Source organism: Alteromonas sp. ABM1_013 (genome assembly GCF_056160505.1).
This window is the reverse complement of record NZ_JBSWXH010000002.1, coordinates 74,022-90,195: the sequence shown is the minus strand read 5'-3', so window position 1 is coordinate 90,195 and position 16,174 is coordinate 74,022. Positions and strand designations below refer to the sequence as shown.

The following is a 16,174-nucleotide window of genomic DNA, read 5'->3' as shown; positions in this document are numbered from 1 at the left end:
ATATCAATCATACGCTATTGAAAACGCGTTAATTTGATTGGTTTATGCGAAATAGCCATTGTGCTCTGTATTTTTCCATACCGCTAAAATTTGACGCTAAGCATGGCTCTACTGCGATATCACTTCCATCATAATGCTCAAATTCCGTCAATGCCGATGCTCCCAGTACAGTACCGGTATTGTCAGCAGACAACCAAACTTTTTGATGAGGGCGTAATTGAGCTACCAACGCACAGAGTAGTTGGTTTTTTAAGAATGCGCCCTCAATATATATTTCGCCGTGCGCGTCTAAATCGTCTAATCGCCGATCAATCATCAATGCACAATATAAGGTTGCAATAGCGTGCACAGAACTCGAGTTCTCTGGGCAATACTGTCTGGGCGAAAGTCCACCAAAAGGCCCATTTCCGTTACTGTAATCGGGCGTTACCATCCACAAATTATCTATGGCGGTTTGAAGATCTTGCTGGGTCGGTGACATCACTATATTGCCTCCCAAAGAAGCACAGATTCGTTCGTATTCACGGCCTCCCATAAAACGGGCGCAAGCAACGGGGTTACCATAAACATCGACGTTTGACAGGGTATCCTGATGATTTCCCAAGCCTTCAAGGTTACCGTTTACTTGCATTAAAATGGTCCAGGTTCCCGTTGAGATGACAGAGAATGCTTTATTATGGTTTAGTTTCAAATACCGCAGTAAGCTCGCATTGCTGTCATGGACCCCCGTATAAACTTTGCAACTTATCGGCAACCCCGTCTCTTCACTAACCTCATCTGTCACAGTGCCTAAACAATCCCACGCATTTTTTAAAGGGGGAAAAAGCTGGTGCCAACTTTGTTTCTCGACTAAGGTGGAATACTGACCTGAAACCGGTTCCCATAGATCCGTATGGCACCCTAGGGAGGTGACTTCTGTAGCCAGTTCACCGCAGAGCCTCCAGGCCCAATATTGCGGGTACATTAACATCGCGGTTGCAGAGGAAAATGCTTTTGGGTAATGACTCTCAAGCCAAAACAACTGTTTACCAAGGTTTAGACCGCAAGGTAGCGAAGGAGAGAACGTTTCATTGAAACTAGGTCTCACAGTCATATAATCTTTTTCGCAACTATCTACACCTTCGTATTCGTAGTCTAATATAGGCAGTACCAACCCCGTAGGGTTAGATTTATCTGTATGATTAATTAAAGCACCAGCTGCTCCGTGCGTTGTTACGCTAATCGCTTCTACCGAGGCTGTGAAATTACATGAGCGTAGTGTCTCGGTAAGCCAAGACCAGATTGCATTGACATCGCACTGACTATACATACCTATAACCGGCGAGTTTTTACAGCTAAAACTGGCTAATTCAGTATTATTTTCGAGAAATAACAGCTTAATGTGTGTTTTCCCTATGTCTAAAACGGCTTTTCTCATGAATGAATACTTCCTTATGGTATTTGTGCCTAAATTAAGGCGATTAACCTACCGGGCTAGATAATAAATCAACATGGTTACTGTCCATCACTTGGCGAGGAATGATAGCGCCAGGATGGCGAATGATCGTACCCGCTAATTTTGCGGCAACTTCAACAGCGTGCGTTACTGACATTTTTTTTGCCCTGCACGCCAAGTACCCTGCGGTAAAACCGTCGCCCGCTGACGTGGTATCGACTACGTCTGTTACTGGTACAATAGAGACAGAGGTGTCTTCGAATGGAGTAACGACTCTTACAGGTTTAACCCCATCTTTTAAGATCATCTCATGTGGCGACATAGAGGAAAAAAAGTCTACTATTTCAGGTATAGAATCATGTCCAAATAATGCGGTATGATCTTCCAACCCTGGAAATACAATATCGCTCAAAGAATAAGCTTTTTGTGTCCAATAGACTGCATCTTCAAGCCCTTCCCACAACATAGGGCGATAGTTCGGATCAAAAGCAATGGTTGCCCCCTTGGCCTTACTCTCTTCTAGCAAGTCGAGCAACATCTGTCGTTGAGCCGCACAAAGCACGGCAAGGGTTATGCCTGTAAAATAAATGAGATCAGCGTTGTCTAGCGTTACACCGTGATTAAAAGCAAGATTCATAAGCTCTTTAGCAGCGGACCTATCACGCCAATAATGAAAAGAGCGCTCACCTTGAGAGTCGGTTTCTATTGCATAAAGTCCAGGCAAACGGTTGCGATGTTTTAACATCAGCGAGCTATCTATCCCCTCCTCTTCAGCGAAATGGCTTATACGCTGACTAAATTTATCAGTACCAATTGCGGTTAAATAGCTCACCTGACTCTCGTTAAACACCCGCTTGAAGTAGATTGCACTATTGAAGGTATCACCTGCGACGTTTAGGGTAACGTTATTACTCTCTGTCATAGGCAGCTCTACCATCACCTCGCCAATAAAAACACTGTGGTACATAAATTTGCTCTAGGTTGTTTGTGGTTTTGCGACAATCGGAAAAATTTATTTTGCTCTATCTAGCTGATACGTATCTTTATAGATGCCACGAGCGGCTTCTTTAACCAAATCGGATACTTGTTGGATATTACCTTTAGGAAATACTGCCGCAGGAGCTGTGATACCAAGTGCGGCTACTACTGTGCCCATGCTATCTCTGACAGGTACAGCGACACAGCGTATATCCTTGTTGTATTCCCTTTCATCGACGGCATACCCCATGGCTCTTACCCTAGATAACTCTTTCTCGAGCACATCAATCTCAGTAATCGTCAGGTCAGTATGTTTTTCCATCGGATGCTCTTCCATAAGTAGCTCGACATTATCTGCATATAAGAATGCGAGAAATACCTTTCCTGTGGCAGAGCAATGAAGCTGAGCTTCCCCCCCCGGACGCTTAGACACCATCAAGGGGCTAGGACTGTCAAACACTTCCACTATTAGTGCTTTCCCATGGTTTGGCACCGCTAAGTGGGCGGTATACCCCGTTTGCAGCGCTAAACGTTGAATATGGGGGATGGCAAAATGCTGCAGACGGTCAGAATGGATAACTTGTAACCCTAGCTGTAATAGACTTGCTCCGCTGAAATAGAGTTTGCCCCGCTTTTCGAGCAGGTTTTCTGCCAGTAGCGTTTTTAACAAACGAAACACTGTGGTTCTTGGAAGTGACAACGCTTCCTCTAGGGCTTGCATACTCAACCCTTGCTCGCTGTTTGCCATCAATCGTAAAATTTCGCAAGCATGAACCACACTGGGTATTGTGTAACGTTCTGTCGCCATGTTGACTCCATCTTTTTGAAGTGCTGAAGCGCTTTCGCGCCTCGGACTCAAGGTTATTAACGCGCCAAGAAACCGCCATCGACTGCAAGGATATGACCATTTACATAGGCACTGGCATCACTGGCTAAGAATACCGCCGCACCTTGTAAATCTTCTGCCTCGCCCCAACGATTTGCTGGGATACGCTTGAGTATTTCATTGCTGCGTTCACTGTCATCTTGAAGCGCTTGCGTGTTATCGGTACGAATGTAGCCAGGAGCAATGGCGTTAACTTGAATATTGTGCTGCCCCCACTCGTTCGCTAATGCCTTAGTTAACCCAGCGATAGCATGTTTGCTAGCGGTGTATGCAGGCACCGTAATGCCCCCGCTGTAACTGAGCATTGAAGCTATATTAATGATTTTTCCACGCCCGTGTTTGACCATAGCCTTACCAATTGCTTGGGACAATATAAATGCAGAATCAATATTCACCTGCATCACTTTCTGCCATTGTTCTAACGGAAACTCGGTCGCCGGTGCGCGATAAATGGTACCGCCGTTGTTAACTAAAATATCTATGCTACCTTTTATTGTCAGTGCTTCATCAGCGAGCGCGTGCGTTGCATCCGCGTCACTTAAATCAGCACTAAGGGCATATGCATTCAGGCCTAGTTCCTTAATTTTAGCCACTGTGTCATCACAGCCACCTTTGCGACTACTGGCACAAATCACAGTTGCACCTGATTGAGCTAACCCCACCGCTAGCGCCTGTCCAATACCTCGGCTTGCTCCTGTAACCAGGGCAGTCTTGCCATGTAGTTCAAAATTTAAAGCCATCGCTTCTTGCTCCCTAATAATAAAATTGATTGCTAAAAGTAGTTATCGACTTACTGCACCTTTGCTGGCGTTACTTCTACGGCATATACATGGACTGGGCCGTGCATATTGGAACGGAAAACAACCCATTTATTATCTGGTGTGAAGGTAACATTAGGCTCTAACCTGTAATCGTGGTTTTCCATATTCACTAACTTAGTTGCTTTCAAAACTGACGGCTTAATCAAATGCTCAGCATCAGGCGCACTTATTCCTGCCACGTCTTTAACAGGTTGCGAATCAAAAAGGTATATCCATTTGCCATCATTGGCGCGAGCAACCATCTCACTGTCGCCGCCGTCACCGGCAAATAGAATTCCGTTAGGCGCAATATTAAAATGAACCGACCACCAGTCTCGAGGAAGGTGGCGCCATACCCGCTCGTTAGTGTTTATGTTTACACTAGCTAGCCAAAATACCTCTCCTCGCGGCGTTTGCAGGTCGTAGAAAATTCGTTCCCCTGAGGCATCAAAAAACTCATGCCCTGCTATTTCCATATTTATCGTCCGCGCGTGCATTTTTTTACGTTCACTGCCATCTAAATTCATGGTCCAAATGCGATCAACTTTATGCCATGGACCCTCGTGGCAATACATAATCTTGTTAGGATCTTGAGGAGAAAACTGAATGTGATTTAACCAGTCTGTCGCTTTATAGATGGTTCGCTGTTCTCCGGTCTTGATATCGACCACAAACATCTGCATAGGAATTCTAGCTTCAAGGCGTTCATTAATTCTTACCTCTTTGGCTTCAGCAAAAGTAAGTGGTTTACCGTCCTCACCTAGCGCCTCATATCGCGCTTCAAATCGAGCATGTCTTGGTCCCGATTCAAGTTGATAAGCACGCTCTGCAAACGCACCTATAAGCAAAGTTTCATCGGCATTGATTGAGTGAACTTTCCCCCTCGGCACAGTAGCAACGTGCTTTGCGTCACCAGTATCAATATCAATCGCAAGTACTTGGGTAGGTTGCTGCAGTTCGTTATTCGCTACAACCTTCCCGCTACCAACTCCTTCGATCTGTGTTACATACACATTGCGACTTTTCGGCCCCATAAATAACAACCCGACATCAGGATGTTCGTAGAGCCTGCGTACTTCAAAGGTAGTCAAATCTACTGTTGCAATGCCTCGCGGATTATCAACAGAGATAACCATTTTATCTCCTTCGGCGCTGTAACCGTTTTGATGGAAGTACAATGAGCGAGAGCCAGGTTCTTCAGACAGCCTTACAACACGGTGGCCCGTCGTCTCGTCTATCCACTCCTTAGGAATCGTGTTGGCAACACTTGAGGTAGCGAATAATGCCAAAGTGAGTAGGAGGCTAGAAAACGCGTGATTACTTTTCATTGAGTGCATCTCTCACTCCTGGTTTGGTAACTGAAGGAGAAAAACGCCCTACGTTATTGCGTCCCCAGAGGTCGTCGTATTTAAAACCAGATAGATCTTCTACAATGCGCTTGTTTTGTTCCGACGTTGGCGCAGTGGCGCCTGTTTTCAGATGAGCAATCTCTCCCATCAATACTTCATGGGTCTCTTTACTTAATTTAAAGAACGTAGATACGTAGAAGCCGAGCAACAAAACGATAATAGGCCCAACCGCTAGCATGACCACAATAGTGGAAACTGCTTGGTCACTTTGCGCGTCCGCGCCTGAAATAAATCCCCCCATTTCCAGGATGATCCCCACTGACATGACCGCAAGCGCCTGTGTTGCTTTTCGAATGAACGTCATGACACCCGCAAAACTTCCTTCGCGACGCTGAGCGGTCACGATTTGGTCTACATCCGCCATGTAGTTGTACGTGTTCCAAGGAATGTAATTAAGCGCGCCCCGACCAAGACCAGCAATAATCACGCCTGCGGCTAACCATAACAGGTTAAACTCTCCACTCATGACGTACATCAGCACTAGCGCGACAATAGCAACGATATAAAGTGAAATTGCTACGCGATAGGTTGGTGCAGGTCCAAACCGCATAACTAACGGTATTGCCACTGCCACGGCGGCGAGCTGTGCAATGTAAGTTACCGCCATCATTTCAGATGCCACGACAACGGTTCCGCCAATTGCGAATACGACAAAATAGGTGAACACAGCATTAAATACATCTTGGCTAATATAACCACCGAGATACATACCTAGATGTAAACGAAATGCTCGAATCTTCAGTGTAGAAGTGAGATTGGTATATAACACTTTGAAGGTATCAGCCACACTTCCTTTGCGTTCCTGCGCCAGCGCGTCTTCACTCACACCGGTTTGTTCACGTTCCCACGTAAACAACCACACAATGAAAACCACTGCCATAAACAAGGCCGCAAAAATAACCCCCATAATTAGGAAAGTTGATGCTGACTCTTTCCCCCCAACTGAACTGACAATCCAACTAGGTAGAATGCCCGCCAAAATTGCCGACATTTGTCCGGTAAGAATACGCGCACCGGCAAGCTTTGCTTTTTTCTTATAGTCATCTGTCATTTCGGCAGCAAGCGTTTCATAAGGAATGATCACCGCTGCGTAAACTAATTCGAAAAATACGTAAGTAACTAAATAGTAGAGGTAATGCTGACCACTAACCCACATTAATGCAAAGCTCGGAAGCAAGGGAATAGAAAACAATAAAAAGACTCTGCGACGGCCGAACCGGCGCCCAAGTCGCGTATTGCCTAGGCCGTCTGATATATGACCAATAAGAGGACTTGCAACCGCGTCTAGTATACGTGCTATGGCAAAAATACTCGCAGCTTCCACTGCTGATAGACCACAAAACGTTGTATAGAAAAACAAAATCCAACCACTGATGACGGCCATGGAGCCTGCACCGAGGATGTCATTAAGACCATACGCGATATAATTGACGGGTTTTAGTTCTCGTCTTGTCATTATTCTATTCCCTCTTCCCGTGTGATTGTTGATTAGATGTAGTTATTCATATACTCAACCAGAGCCAGTATCGCCATAGACTGGCCATACGGCATCGACGTTAACGGGATATCCTTGTAGCCTTGAAGGGTATCGAAAACAGGCGTACCAAATGAGACCTGCTGAAGTTCACCGGTTTCATCAATATGTTCAATCACCGCTTTGATTGCTTTTTCTGCGCAAGGGAGATACTCCTTACCAACGTAACCTTTTCGCACTGCTTTCAAAATGCCGTAAGCAAATCCTGCGGCTGCAGACGCCTCTAGATAAGAGTCAGGATCATCAAGCAAGGTATGCCATAAACCATTTTCATGCTGTGTCTCAACGAGTGCTTTAATTTGTACTTCTAATGTTTCAATTAAAAACAATCTCAAGCTGTCAGTCTCTGGTAAATCGAGCAACTCGATAAACTCAGGAATAGCGATAGTGACCCAACAGTTTCCCCTAGCCCAACGCGCATCGGCAAAGTTGTGACGACCATCAAATGTCCACCCGTGGAACCAAAGTCCTGTTTTTCTATCAGCGAGGTATTTGGTATGTAACATAAACTGACGCTTCGCTTCTTCAACATAATGAGGTCTGTCTAATAGCAGGCCTATTTTAGCCAGGGGAAGCACACTCATCATTAATGTGTCATCCCACAAGTGCTGATAGTTGTCTGCGTTAAACACAATATGTTGTAAACCATCTTCTTCGGTGCGCGGCATGTCTCGCATTACCCACTCTGCCCACACATCTAAATAAGGGAGGTAGCTGCGATTACCCGTGCGTTCTTGCATGTAAGCAAGGGTTAGGAAAGGAGACATAGTGTTGACGTTTTTCGTCGGCGTGCCTTCTGCAAATCGGTCAGCAAACCATGCTTCAATAATTTCCTGCGCCTTGCTGTCGCCGGTAATATCCCAATACTTTAGCAAGCCGTACAGACCTATACCGTGCGTCCACTCCCAATCTCCCCAGCCTTTAGTGTCAATAACACGTCCATCTTCGAGTTTAAGCAAAAACTCGCCGGTTTCATCAGTAATATTGACAAGATTATCGATAAGTAAATCAATCTTATTGCGAACCGTTGAATAGGCGATGTCGTTTACGATAGCAGGCATAACAATTCCTCTAATTAAACAATACGGGCTCAAATATAGCCGCCGTAAAAAATCACTTTCAATCACAATACATCATTTCACATCAATTTAACATGATTACCGAAGTGATTTTTACAATTTAAATTCATATATGAAATTTATTTGTTCAAATAAGAAAAGGCGCTTAAAAATTAAGCGCCTTATAAAAGGTTAAACGATTAATTGTTGGCTGCTCTATAAGGCGTCTTTAATAAGAGCAAGATTTTGGATTGCAGCAAGTCCCCACTGGGACGCATCATTCGTTGCAAGCCAAGCTGCCTCGTCAACCGAATTTAGGGTTCTCGGCCCCGCAATGCAGTCAGTTTGGATGGCACCTTGACTACTAGCCTTATTGAACTCCCGCCAAGCTCGTTTAGCCAGGGTTTCATCATTCTCTTGAGCTGCAACATAGGCTGTAAGTCTAGAATGAGCCACCGTAAGACTGTTGCCTTTCATACGCTTGCCAAGTACTGCTGTTTGTTCACTCGCGGGCGCACTATATAAGCGGCCGTATTGCAGCCATACTTTTTTGTATTCAGGCACGTCGAGTAATTGCAGTAATTCAGTGGATATCTCTATTAGTCCGAATACCGAGCTTAAATGGGATAGCTTAGGCCCTGTATCTTCATAGGGAACTAATTTTTGTGTTTTCACATTGTAGCCAAATGCGCCTGCAAAGAACCCTTGAGGGTGAGAACCAATAACTTTCATCGCATTAACGAGCTTTTCTTTGTACTCGTCGTTACCGCTGCGCTCCCATGCCGTTAGCCAGTTTGCAGCAGTAGAGCCCCAATCTGTTCCTACTCCCATCTTCGCCAATCCAGGAATAGGGTTAACTTTATCTACCTTCCGGGTTGGATTTACCACAGCTAGTGCAGCGTCTGCATTTGCAACTTCGTTGAGAACATCACCAGTTCGTTCGTCACCGGTAATGTAGTAGTGAAAACGACGATAAGCCGCGGTGCTTATGCGCATTTGTTTAGCACTACACCCCCAATGCTGTACGTTGTGACGAGTACCTAGCCCCTTAAATTTACCGGCGTGATATATATCCACATCGCGATTGTGCCGAGTCATGCGCTCAGCTAAATGAAAGCTGGTAGGATCGCCACTGCGTAAAAACGAGTACCATAGCCATAAATCAGGAGACAACTCAGAATTATCCCATGCATACCCCCCTATGTCGTATCGCCAAACGTGACGATCAGCATCATAGGTATGCATAATATCCCCGTAATTCCAAAATCCGTACCAATGACGCTGTTCAACTTGTCCAGCATAATAGTGAACCTGCCATGCTAGTCGGTCCTCTATTTGTTTGCGTGCAGGTGTTGAACGATCTGGTAAGCTCCACACGCCGCCAAATACTTTAGCTTCTAAGTAATCAATTGGCGCCGCCACTAATCTAGAGGGGTGGCGTACTTGCTCCGCCATGCGAATAATATCATCTCTCGCTGGTGTACTGTCTTTCACTGAAAGGGTAAATTCGGTGGTACGCGCGATGCCATGAGCATCGCCAAATCCAGGTTCATAATCTTCGTAGATGATATTGAGGGCGTCGAGTTGCTCCTCATAGGTTTCTTGACCCATTCCGTCGTGATAAAAGCGTACGTCCATGGCGGGAGCTTCAGGGGAGTAAAACCATATTGTGGCGTGAGAAATCGCTTCTCCTGCATCGCGTATATCGATTTGTACTGGGTGCAATTGCCAGAAGTCACGCATGCCAAAAGCGATACCGCCACTACAACCGCCCAGATAACCTACCCCACTTGAACGCGCCCCTTGATCTACACCTATCCAACCGTGACCTGCTTTGGTTCTCTTTTTGATCTCAAAGCCGTTAGCACCTATTTGCGTTAATGTAACATCGTTCCAAACTGGGATGTATTGCAAGCGACTACTTACACGCTCATCCCATTCACTTAAAGGAGGTGTTTTGCGTCCCGCGATCTGGGCATCTTTTACCGCTTGACCGGGGTCTCGCCTAAGTCCCGTAATACCCTTTACCGCTTCTGCCCATAGCCCTTCTCCTTCCCCTACTAAACGCAGATGCCTGTCGTAAAGTGCATCGTTTTGCAGTACCGAGAAACGCAAACCTAAACCTTGTATAAAGTCATTGTTTACATCGCCGTCAAAAACAAAAGAGTGAGTTATGTGTAACGCCTCGCTGCCAGCGTATCCATACAGTCGTATTGTGAAGGGCAACCATTGTTTACTATTTTCTCTAGCATGAACCCCCTTAACTTTGATGACAGCACGCACAGGTCCGGTCTGCTCAACCGTAACGCTTTGTATTTTTGAAGAAAACTGAGTAGTGACTGCATCGAAGTCAGGGGAGGACTTTACCAATCCGACAAGATGTGCGTTTTGCCCAACTAACTTGTTACCACGCATCAACTTACTAACAATATGCGTACCCTGTTTAGGAATTTCAAACTGCGCTATGCCTGTTGAAAGTGTCACCGCATTGGCGTTTTCACTTACCTTGACCGGTGTTCTGGGAATCTTTGGAGCCGATTTTATGATCTTTGCCGCGCGACCGACTTCTGCTGATGCAGGTATAGCATGAGCCGTCCACTTTATAGAACCATCAGGCCAAAATGCTGTTACCCATGTTTGCAGAGGAATCTGCTCGCTTTTTTCATTAACAAGCGAAAGTGGCTCTCCTTTACGCAACGCACCCTGTTTCCATGGATAACCAAAAGTCGTCCCTTTTAGTTCGCCGGGCTCATCACCGTCTAGCCAATTGAGAGCGCCTTTAATACGCTCTATTTTTTTTGATGATTGAAGAGGCGTACCGCTAGCCGGCTTCGTTGATGCTGAACACGCTGTTAATGAAAATGGCACAGATGCTGCCACCCCAGAACGGATAATAAATTCTCGTCTATCCATGTGGACTCCGATAACGCTTATTGTTAATTAGTTTTTAATCTTTGTTTAATTTTTATCACAAAAGAAATAAAATAACCAATTATGATTGGATTTGATTGATAATAATTGCGCATTTAAATCTTCAGGGGAGAGATCACTGTGTCGAATATATTTACTTTACTAGCCAAAGCTAGCTTATTTACACTCGTAGTGCTGTTATTGCCTGGCTACCAAAAAGCACCTGATACTATGCCCCTTAACGCTGTCCCTGCACAAGTAACTCAACATATGCAGCTTATCTATGACAACCCCATGCAAAGTGACGAAGATATGGCTGGTTGGCGAATGGAGGGGCCTGGGCAGGTAAGCTTCAAGAGTAATTGGATGCAAATGTGGTCACCTGATGAAGCCATGCATCATGTGTATTGGGCTCCCGTGTCATTTCCAGACAGCTTTGTAGCGAGTTGGCAAGCGCAAGCCCTCAATACTGACGCTGGGTTAGTCATTATTTTTTTCGCAGCTAAAGGGGTAAATGGAGAGTCTATTTTCGACGACCAGCTTGTACCTCGAAATGGTACTTTCACTCAATATACCGAGGGTGATATTAAAAGCTATCATATATCTTACTATGCAAACGCGGCCCACAATCCCAATCGTCAACACGCAAATTTGAGAAAAAACAACACGTTCTCATTACTGCAAAAAGGAAAAGTAGGCATTCCTGCTCAGTCAACACAGATACATAACATCACGCTAGTGAAGCAAAGCGCGCACATACAGCTGTTTGTTGATGACGAAAAGGTGATTGACTATATAGATAACACCTCGGTTATAGACAACGTCGACACGGGTAAACCTTTGACAGACGGCTTTATAGGTTTTAGACAGATGAAATGGACTCAGTTCCAGTATAGAAATTTAAAAGTATGGGCCAATACAACCCCATAGCACTCACTAAGCCAGTGTCATAGCTGGCTTAATTTTCTCTACATGCGAACTAACAAAAAGTGATACTCGAACCTGTTGTTTTTTGTTGAACTTTTTGGCAGCAGCTAACAGGCTCTAGTCTAGATGAAATACTCGCGTAAGCGGCTGAACAACTGGGCTGTTATCGGGGTTGTGTTCCATAATATCGCCCATAAATGCCCACCACTTTTGCATGATTTCGTATTCGGGTAAGTTATCCATATCGTGAGTCGATTCCCGTTTTAACACCGCGAACAACTGCAAGGTGTCTGGGTGCAGAAATATTGAGTAGTCGTGGATACCCGCTTTTTTCAATAAAGCCACAAGTTCAGGCCAAATCTCATCGTGACGTTTTTTATATTCATCCTCAAAACCGGGCAGCAACTGCATTACAAACGCTATTTTTTCCATTTCAAATATCCTATTAGAGCTCACTGACAACGCACTTACCCAGCACTGATTTCGTTAAATGAAAACGATTATGCCGAGTCCCCCTGTGGCGAAAGGTTTAAATAAGGCGGCGCGCCTACATGTAGGGTTTGAGGTGATTATGCGTAAACGCGCCAAAAAATATACAAACGACTCTCGCGTTTACTTTGACATCGACGATGGTTTTCTCGTATTAACACGAAAACCTATGTAACACCGGTCAAACTTCACACACCAGCCTTTAACATTCAAATTCAATCATAAATGCTCAAGCAATGTAAATACTAGGAAACATTAAAGTTTAAATGAGAAACATAACAATAGATGAATTATGAGCGCGCGAATACTTCATAGGCCGTGAAAATGTATAATATCCTCAGCCAGTTTTTGTAAGGAATTTCTTGAGATTGGTTTTTTGCAATGTATTCTACTTCATGAATCAAGTTGACGTGGAGCCACGATGCTTCGACACTGTACATTGCTTTAATGGCCGCTCGCCTTAGTGCCAGATCAGGTTGGAATAATAGTTTCTCTATTGCCGATACGAGACTTAATTGAGTTCCGTAGAGCGTAATACCTGCGATAGCTTGAATCTGGATATCCTGATTTTGATGTTGTAATAATGCCTCCATATGCTGCGCTATCTCTTCTTTCTTGTACGCCTGAGCGCTACGTAAATTTAGCAACCTAGCGATATCAGCTATATGGGACGATTTCTCCATTTGATAACTCTGCTCAATCAAAAGCGCTTCTACTTCCATAGCAGTATTTGAAAAGTGATGCTTTTTGACAATATCAAGCGCTAAATCAACCGCTTGCGGTGTACTCTCATGAAAAAGACCGCTTAACACGGAGAATCTTAGGTTTTCATCCTCGAGAGAGAGGGCATCAAGTAAAATTCTCTGCTCGGAATAATTCGCGCTTAATAGTTTGTGAACCATAAACTCATGGGGTGATGGATGGGTTCGGAGCAAAAACAAGAAATCCAGAAGTTTTGATTTATCGCTGCTGATCAACGCGTTATAACCAGCGTCTATATTAGCTGTTACGTTGCTCTCCGAACGCGAACTTTGCCATGATATTAAAGAAGGCATAGTACAATTTAAGATTGCTTCGTTGCCATTACTCACTTCGCTCAGCAAAGGCTTGTTGTTGTCGTAAGTCATTTCTCCATTCCATTTTGTGAATACTAGAAATGAAACAGCTACGCCAATTGCGACACCTAGTACAATGCCATCCCCCTTTTTCACTCGCTCACCTCACTGCATGTTTTCCTATTTAGTACCATCCGCGTAATAGGTTTCAATTATGAATCTAATTGAATGTTAGCAATTGATTCTGACCAATATTGATTGAAAAAATAAAAAATTAACACACAGTTAACATAACAACACAATAGGAATGCTTTATGTCTTTAAAAATAGCAAGAAAACAGGCTTTGTGGATATCACCACTGGGTGCATTGGCAATTGCTCTATCATTGGTAAGTGTGGCTGATGCGGCGGACACCACTCAGATTCCAAATAAACCCTCCTCTACTATTAATTTAATTGATAATGAGACCTACGACTTTGGAGGCAGAACCATTGATGGAGGCAATATTTCAGACAATGGTTTGTTCCGTTGCTTCAACCGGCGGGGCGTAACGATAAAAAATGTAACGGTAACCAACAGCCCTCGCTACGCCTTACTTGCAAGAGGGTGTAGTAGTTTCACCATCGAGAACTTTAAAATGAAAAATATGAGCAATAGTGTTGGCGGAATAAGGTTTGATAAAGGCACCGAAAATAAAACCGTCACCATAAACAACGTTGAAGCCGACAATGTGGGTGGCCATGCCGTGGAATTGTGGGACACCAATGGGTTTACAATAGGTACAATCAAAGCGAACAATACAGATGGATGTGGTTTACTACTTAATCGCAGCAGAAATGGTACTGTTTCTCGCGTAGAAGGCGACAAAAATGATCAATATGGGGGATACGCCACGTTCAGAGTTGCGAATAATAATGGCGGAAATATTCAAGTAGGCTCAGTCAAATCTCGTAATTCCGGACGCGGCTTCTTTAGCGTCAGCGGCTCAAGTGGTACAACAGTAAACTATGTAGATATAGCGTCGAGCAATCAAGAAGGTATTTATATTCAAGACTCATCCAACACTAAGGTAAATAGCGGAAAAGTAAGAGGGACACCCAATTGTAGAATAAGAGGTGGTTCTAATAATAGCATAAACGCTGATTGCGGTGGGTCGATCGCCAACTAATTAAGCCGCTATAACTGCAACAAAAACCAAAAAAACGCGACTTACTTTTTCACAGTAGTCGCGTTTTTTATCATTTATACATTTAATTTTCCCGCTACTAAAGAAGGAGATTAACACGCCTTACGGCCGATGGTTCAAAATTCAATAAAACCTATTATCAATTTACTGGACACCGAAAGCATTAAACCAGTCAAAAATAAAAATAAAAAGCCACTGTAATTAATCAACACTACCAATATTGGGACAGTAAAATGAAAAAGAATACATTGACAAAAACCTGTTTATCTATTGTCATTTTAAGCACAGTCAGTAGCCATAGTTTTGCCCAAGACGAGCCCTATTCATGGAATATCTCTGGGTGGATAAACGAAGGCTTAACCTATTACGACGACGGTGTGGGTAGTGATGTGGCACAACTTTCAGACAACGGTACAACGCTAGGCAGCCGTATTACGCTTTCAGGGAATTATAAACTGGAAGAACAAGGCATTGACGTGGGCTTTGAGGTCATTATTGAACCTCTTTCAGGCGCACCGAACTACGCCGGTGGTGGCCATCAAACCCCGCTTTTGTTTGCAAACCAGGATAACTTAGACACCTTCAATGGCGGCGACATAGGCCTGTTGGGCAGTAGCCTCTACTTTGGTGGCGACTGGGGTAAAATCACCATTGGTTTACAAAGCCTTCCCACCGATAACATTGCCGTTCTAGCCGATCCCTCTGGCACAATCTGGTCGGGAATTTCTCCATTATTTAGAGCAAATGGCTTCTTTATTCGAGGCGTAGAAGAAGGTTCAACCAATGTCGCGTGGGGTCAATTTGCTCAGTGCTTGGCTACGCCTGGCTTGGGTATTGGTATTGACTGTAACGGCATATATCGCAACGGCGTGCGCTACGATCTCCCTCAAATAGGCAACGTGAGTATTGCAGTAGGTTATGCAAACGACGAAATTTACGATATTGCGGTTAAGTATGCGGCTGAGCACGAAGGCTTCAAAACTAACCTTCACGCAGGTTACTCAGTGAATAAAGATGGCGGTAGCAATGTGGGTGGCAACAGTTCAACTACGCTACAACTGCAAGCAGGGCTCATGCATATTGAGTCAGGTGTATTTGGGGTAGCCACCTATCAGATGGAAGAAGCTGACGACGCGATTGTTGGGTCGGGTGACGATACGGATGCCTATTACTTTAAAGCGGGTATTAGAAAACAGTTTAATCGCTTTGGAGATTCTGCTTTCTATGCTGAATATGCCAGTTATAACGACCAATACGGCATGGCTCATTTAGATGGCGTTACCGGCTCAGAGCTTAGTCAGTGGGGTGTTGCAGCAGAACAATATGTTGGCTCGCGCTTCTTGGTGTACGCGAAATACGAAAACCTAAGTTTAGATATTGATGGTTCAGAATCTGCGCAAGGAATTTATAACAGCGCAGAAGACTTAACCCTAATTCAACTAGGTGGCACTGTGTTCTTTTAATTGAGAATTAAAAATCAGTCATATTTTAACATTGAACTTATAT

General features: G+C 44.3%; 13 protein-coding genes. 3 read left to right on the top strand and 10 right to left on the bottom strand.

The features are described from left to right. Positions 1-28 precede the first annotated feature (28 nt). The 8 genes from ACXAGK_RS05110 to ACXAGK_RS05075 all read right to left on the bottom strand — a co-directional run bounded on the left by ACXAGK_RS05110 (position 29) and on the right by ACXAGK_RS05075 (position 11,013). Complete coding sequence (locus ACXAGK_RS05110) at positions 29-1,417, bottom strand: FGGY-family carbohydrate kinase (RefSeq protein ID WP_474854601.1); 1,389 nt, start codon at positions 1,415-1,417, stop codon at positions 29-31. A 43-nt stretch (positions 1,418-1,460) separates the two neighbouring features. After that, positions 1,461-2,402: a sugar kinase gene (locus tag ACXAGK_RS05105; protein ID WP_474854599.1), complete on the bottom strand. Its 942-nt coding sequence runs from the start codon at positions 2,400-2,402 to the stop codon at positions 1,461-1,463. A gap of 45 nt (positions 2,403-2,447) precedes the next feature. Continuing rightward, complete coding sequence (locus ACXAGK_RS05100; protein WP_049588497.1) at positions 2,448-3,221, bottom strand: IclR family transcriptional regulator; 774 nt, start codon at positions 3,219-3,221, stop codon at positions 2,448-2,450. 56 nt (positions 3,222-3,277) lie between these two features. Further along, entirely contained in the window at positions 3,278-4,039 is a 762-nt protein-coding gene (kduD, locus tag ACXAGK_RS05095) for a 2-dehydro-3-deoxy-D-gluconate 5-dehydrogenase KduD (RefSeq protein WP_474854597.1), read from the bottom strand. Between the two features lie 50 nt (positions 4,040-4,089). After that, positions 4,090-5,436, bottom strand: a complete 1,347-nt coding sequence (locus tag ACXAGK_RS05090; RefSeq protein WP_474854595.1) for an oligogalacturonate lyase family protein — start codon at positions 5,434-5,436, stop codon at positions 4,090-4,092. Further along, the gene (locus ACXAGK_RS05085) at positions 5,417-6,964 is read right to left on the bottom strand and encodes an MFS transporter (RefSeq protein WP_474854593.1); all 1,548 of its coding nucleotides are present in this window, start codon (positions 6,962-6,964) and stop codon (positions 5,417-5,419) included. Before ACXAGK_RS05085 ends, ACXAGK_RS05090 begins: the two co-directional genes overlap by 20 nt. Before the next feature lie 32 nt (positions 6,965-6,996). Continuing rightward, entirely contained in the window at positions 6,997-8,103 is a 1,107-nt protein-coding gene (gene bglB, locus ACXAGK_RS05080) for a beta-galactosidase BglB (RefSeq protein WP_474854591.1), read from the bottom strand. Between the two features lie 213 nt (positions 8,104-8,316). Next, positions 8,317-11,013: an exo-rhamnogalacturonan lyase family protein gene (locus ACXAGK_RS05075; RefSeq protein ID WP_474854589.1), complete on the bottom strand. Its 2,697-nt coding sequence runs from the start codon at positions 11,011-11,013 to the stop codon at positions 8,317-8,319. A gap of 138 nt (positions 11,014-11,151) precedes the next feature. Here ACXAGK_RS05075 and ACXAGK_RS05070 point away from each other — a divergent pair, with 138 nt between their 5' ends. Continuing rightward, the gene (locus ACXAGK_RS05070) at positions 11,152-11,940 is read left to right on the top strand and encodes a DUF1961 family protein (protein WP_474854587.1); all 789 of its coding nucleotides are present in this window, start codon (positions 11,152-11,154) and stop codon (positions 11,938-11,940) included. A gap of 114 nt (positions 11,941-12,054) precedes the next feature. Here ACXAGK_RS05070 and rhaM read toward each other — a convergent pair whose 3' ends face one another. Continuing rightward, the gene (gene rhaM / locus ACXAGK_RS05065; protein ID WP_474804981.1) at positions 12,055-12,369 is read right to left on the bottom strand and encodes an L-rhamnose mutarotase; all 315 of its coding nucleotides are present in this window, start codon (positions 12,367-12,369) and stop codon (positions 12,055-12,057) included. A 347-nt stretch (positions 12,370-12,716) separates the two neighbouring features. After that, the gene (locus ACXAGK_RS05060; RefSeq protein ID WP_474854585.1) at positions 12,717-13,637 is read right to left on the bottom strand and encodes a HEAT repeat domain-containing protein; all 921 of its coding nucleotides are present in this window, start codon (positions 13,635-13,637) and stop codon (positions 12,717-12,719) included. Between the two features lie 158 nt (positions 13,638-13,795). On the opposite strand from ACXAGK_RS05060, the gene ACXAGK_RS05055 reads away from it, so the two are divergent. Next, on the top strand, positions 13,796-14,650 hold the full coding sequence (locus tag ACXAGK_RS05055; RefSeq protein WP_474854583.1) for a right-handed parallel beta-helix repeat-containing protein: 855 nt from the start codon (positions 13,796-13,798) through the stop codon (positions 14,648-14,650). A gap of 251 nt (positions 14,651-14,901) precedes the next feature. Then, entirely contained in the window at positions 14,902-16,131 is a 1,230-nt protein-coding gene (locus ACXAGK_RS05050; RefSeq protein WP_474854581.1) for a porin family protein, read from the top strand. Positions 16,132-16,174: the final 43 nt, after the last annotated feature.

Bases quoted from the DNA above. Each gene is read 5' to 3' on its own strand.
- ACXAGK_RS05110 (WP_474854601.1), bottom strand. From the start codon at position 1,417: ATGAGAAAAGCCGTTTTAGACATAGGGAAAACACACATTAAGCTGTTA.
- ACXAGK_RS05105 (WP_474854599.1), bottom strand. From the start codon at position 2,402: ATGTACCACAGTGTTTTTATTGGCGAGGTGATGGTAGAGCTGCCTATG.
- ACXAGK_RS05100 (WP_049588497.1), bottom strand. From the start codon at position 3,221: ATGGCGACAGAACGTTACACAATACCCAGTGTGGTTCATGCTTGCGAA.
- kduD (WP_474854597.1), bottom strand. From the start codon at position 4,039: ATGGCTTTAAATTTTGAACTACATGGCAAGACTGCCCTGGTTACAGGA.
- ACXAGK_RS05090 (WP_474854595.1), bottom strand. From the start codon at position 5,436: ATGCACTCAATGAAAAGTAATCACGCGTTTTCTAGCCTCCTACTCACT.
- ACXAGK_RS05085 (WP_474854593.1), bottom strand. From the start codon at position 6,964: ATGACAAGACGAGAACTAAAACCCGTCAATTATATCGCGTATGGTCTT.
- bglB (WP_474854591.1), bottom strand. From the start codon at position 8,103: ATGCCTGCTATCGTAAACGACATCGCCTATTCAACGGTTCGCAATAAG.
- ACXAGK_RS05075 (WP_474854589.1), bottom strand. From the start codon at position 11,013: ATGGATAGACGAGAATTTATTATCCGTTCTGGGGTGGCAGCATCTGTG.
- rhaM (WP_474804981.1), bottom strand. From the start codon at position 12,369: ATGGAAAAAATAGCGTTTGTAATGCAGTTGCTGCCCGGTTTTGAGGAT.
- ACXAGK_RS05055 (WP_474854583.1), top strand. From the start codon at position 13,796: ATGTCTTTAAAAATAGCAAGAAAACAGGCTTTGTGGATATCACCACTG.
- ACXAGK_RS05050 (WP_474854581.1), top strand. From the start codon at position 14,902: ATGAAAAAGAATACATTGACAAAAACCTGTTTATCTATTGTCATTTTA.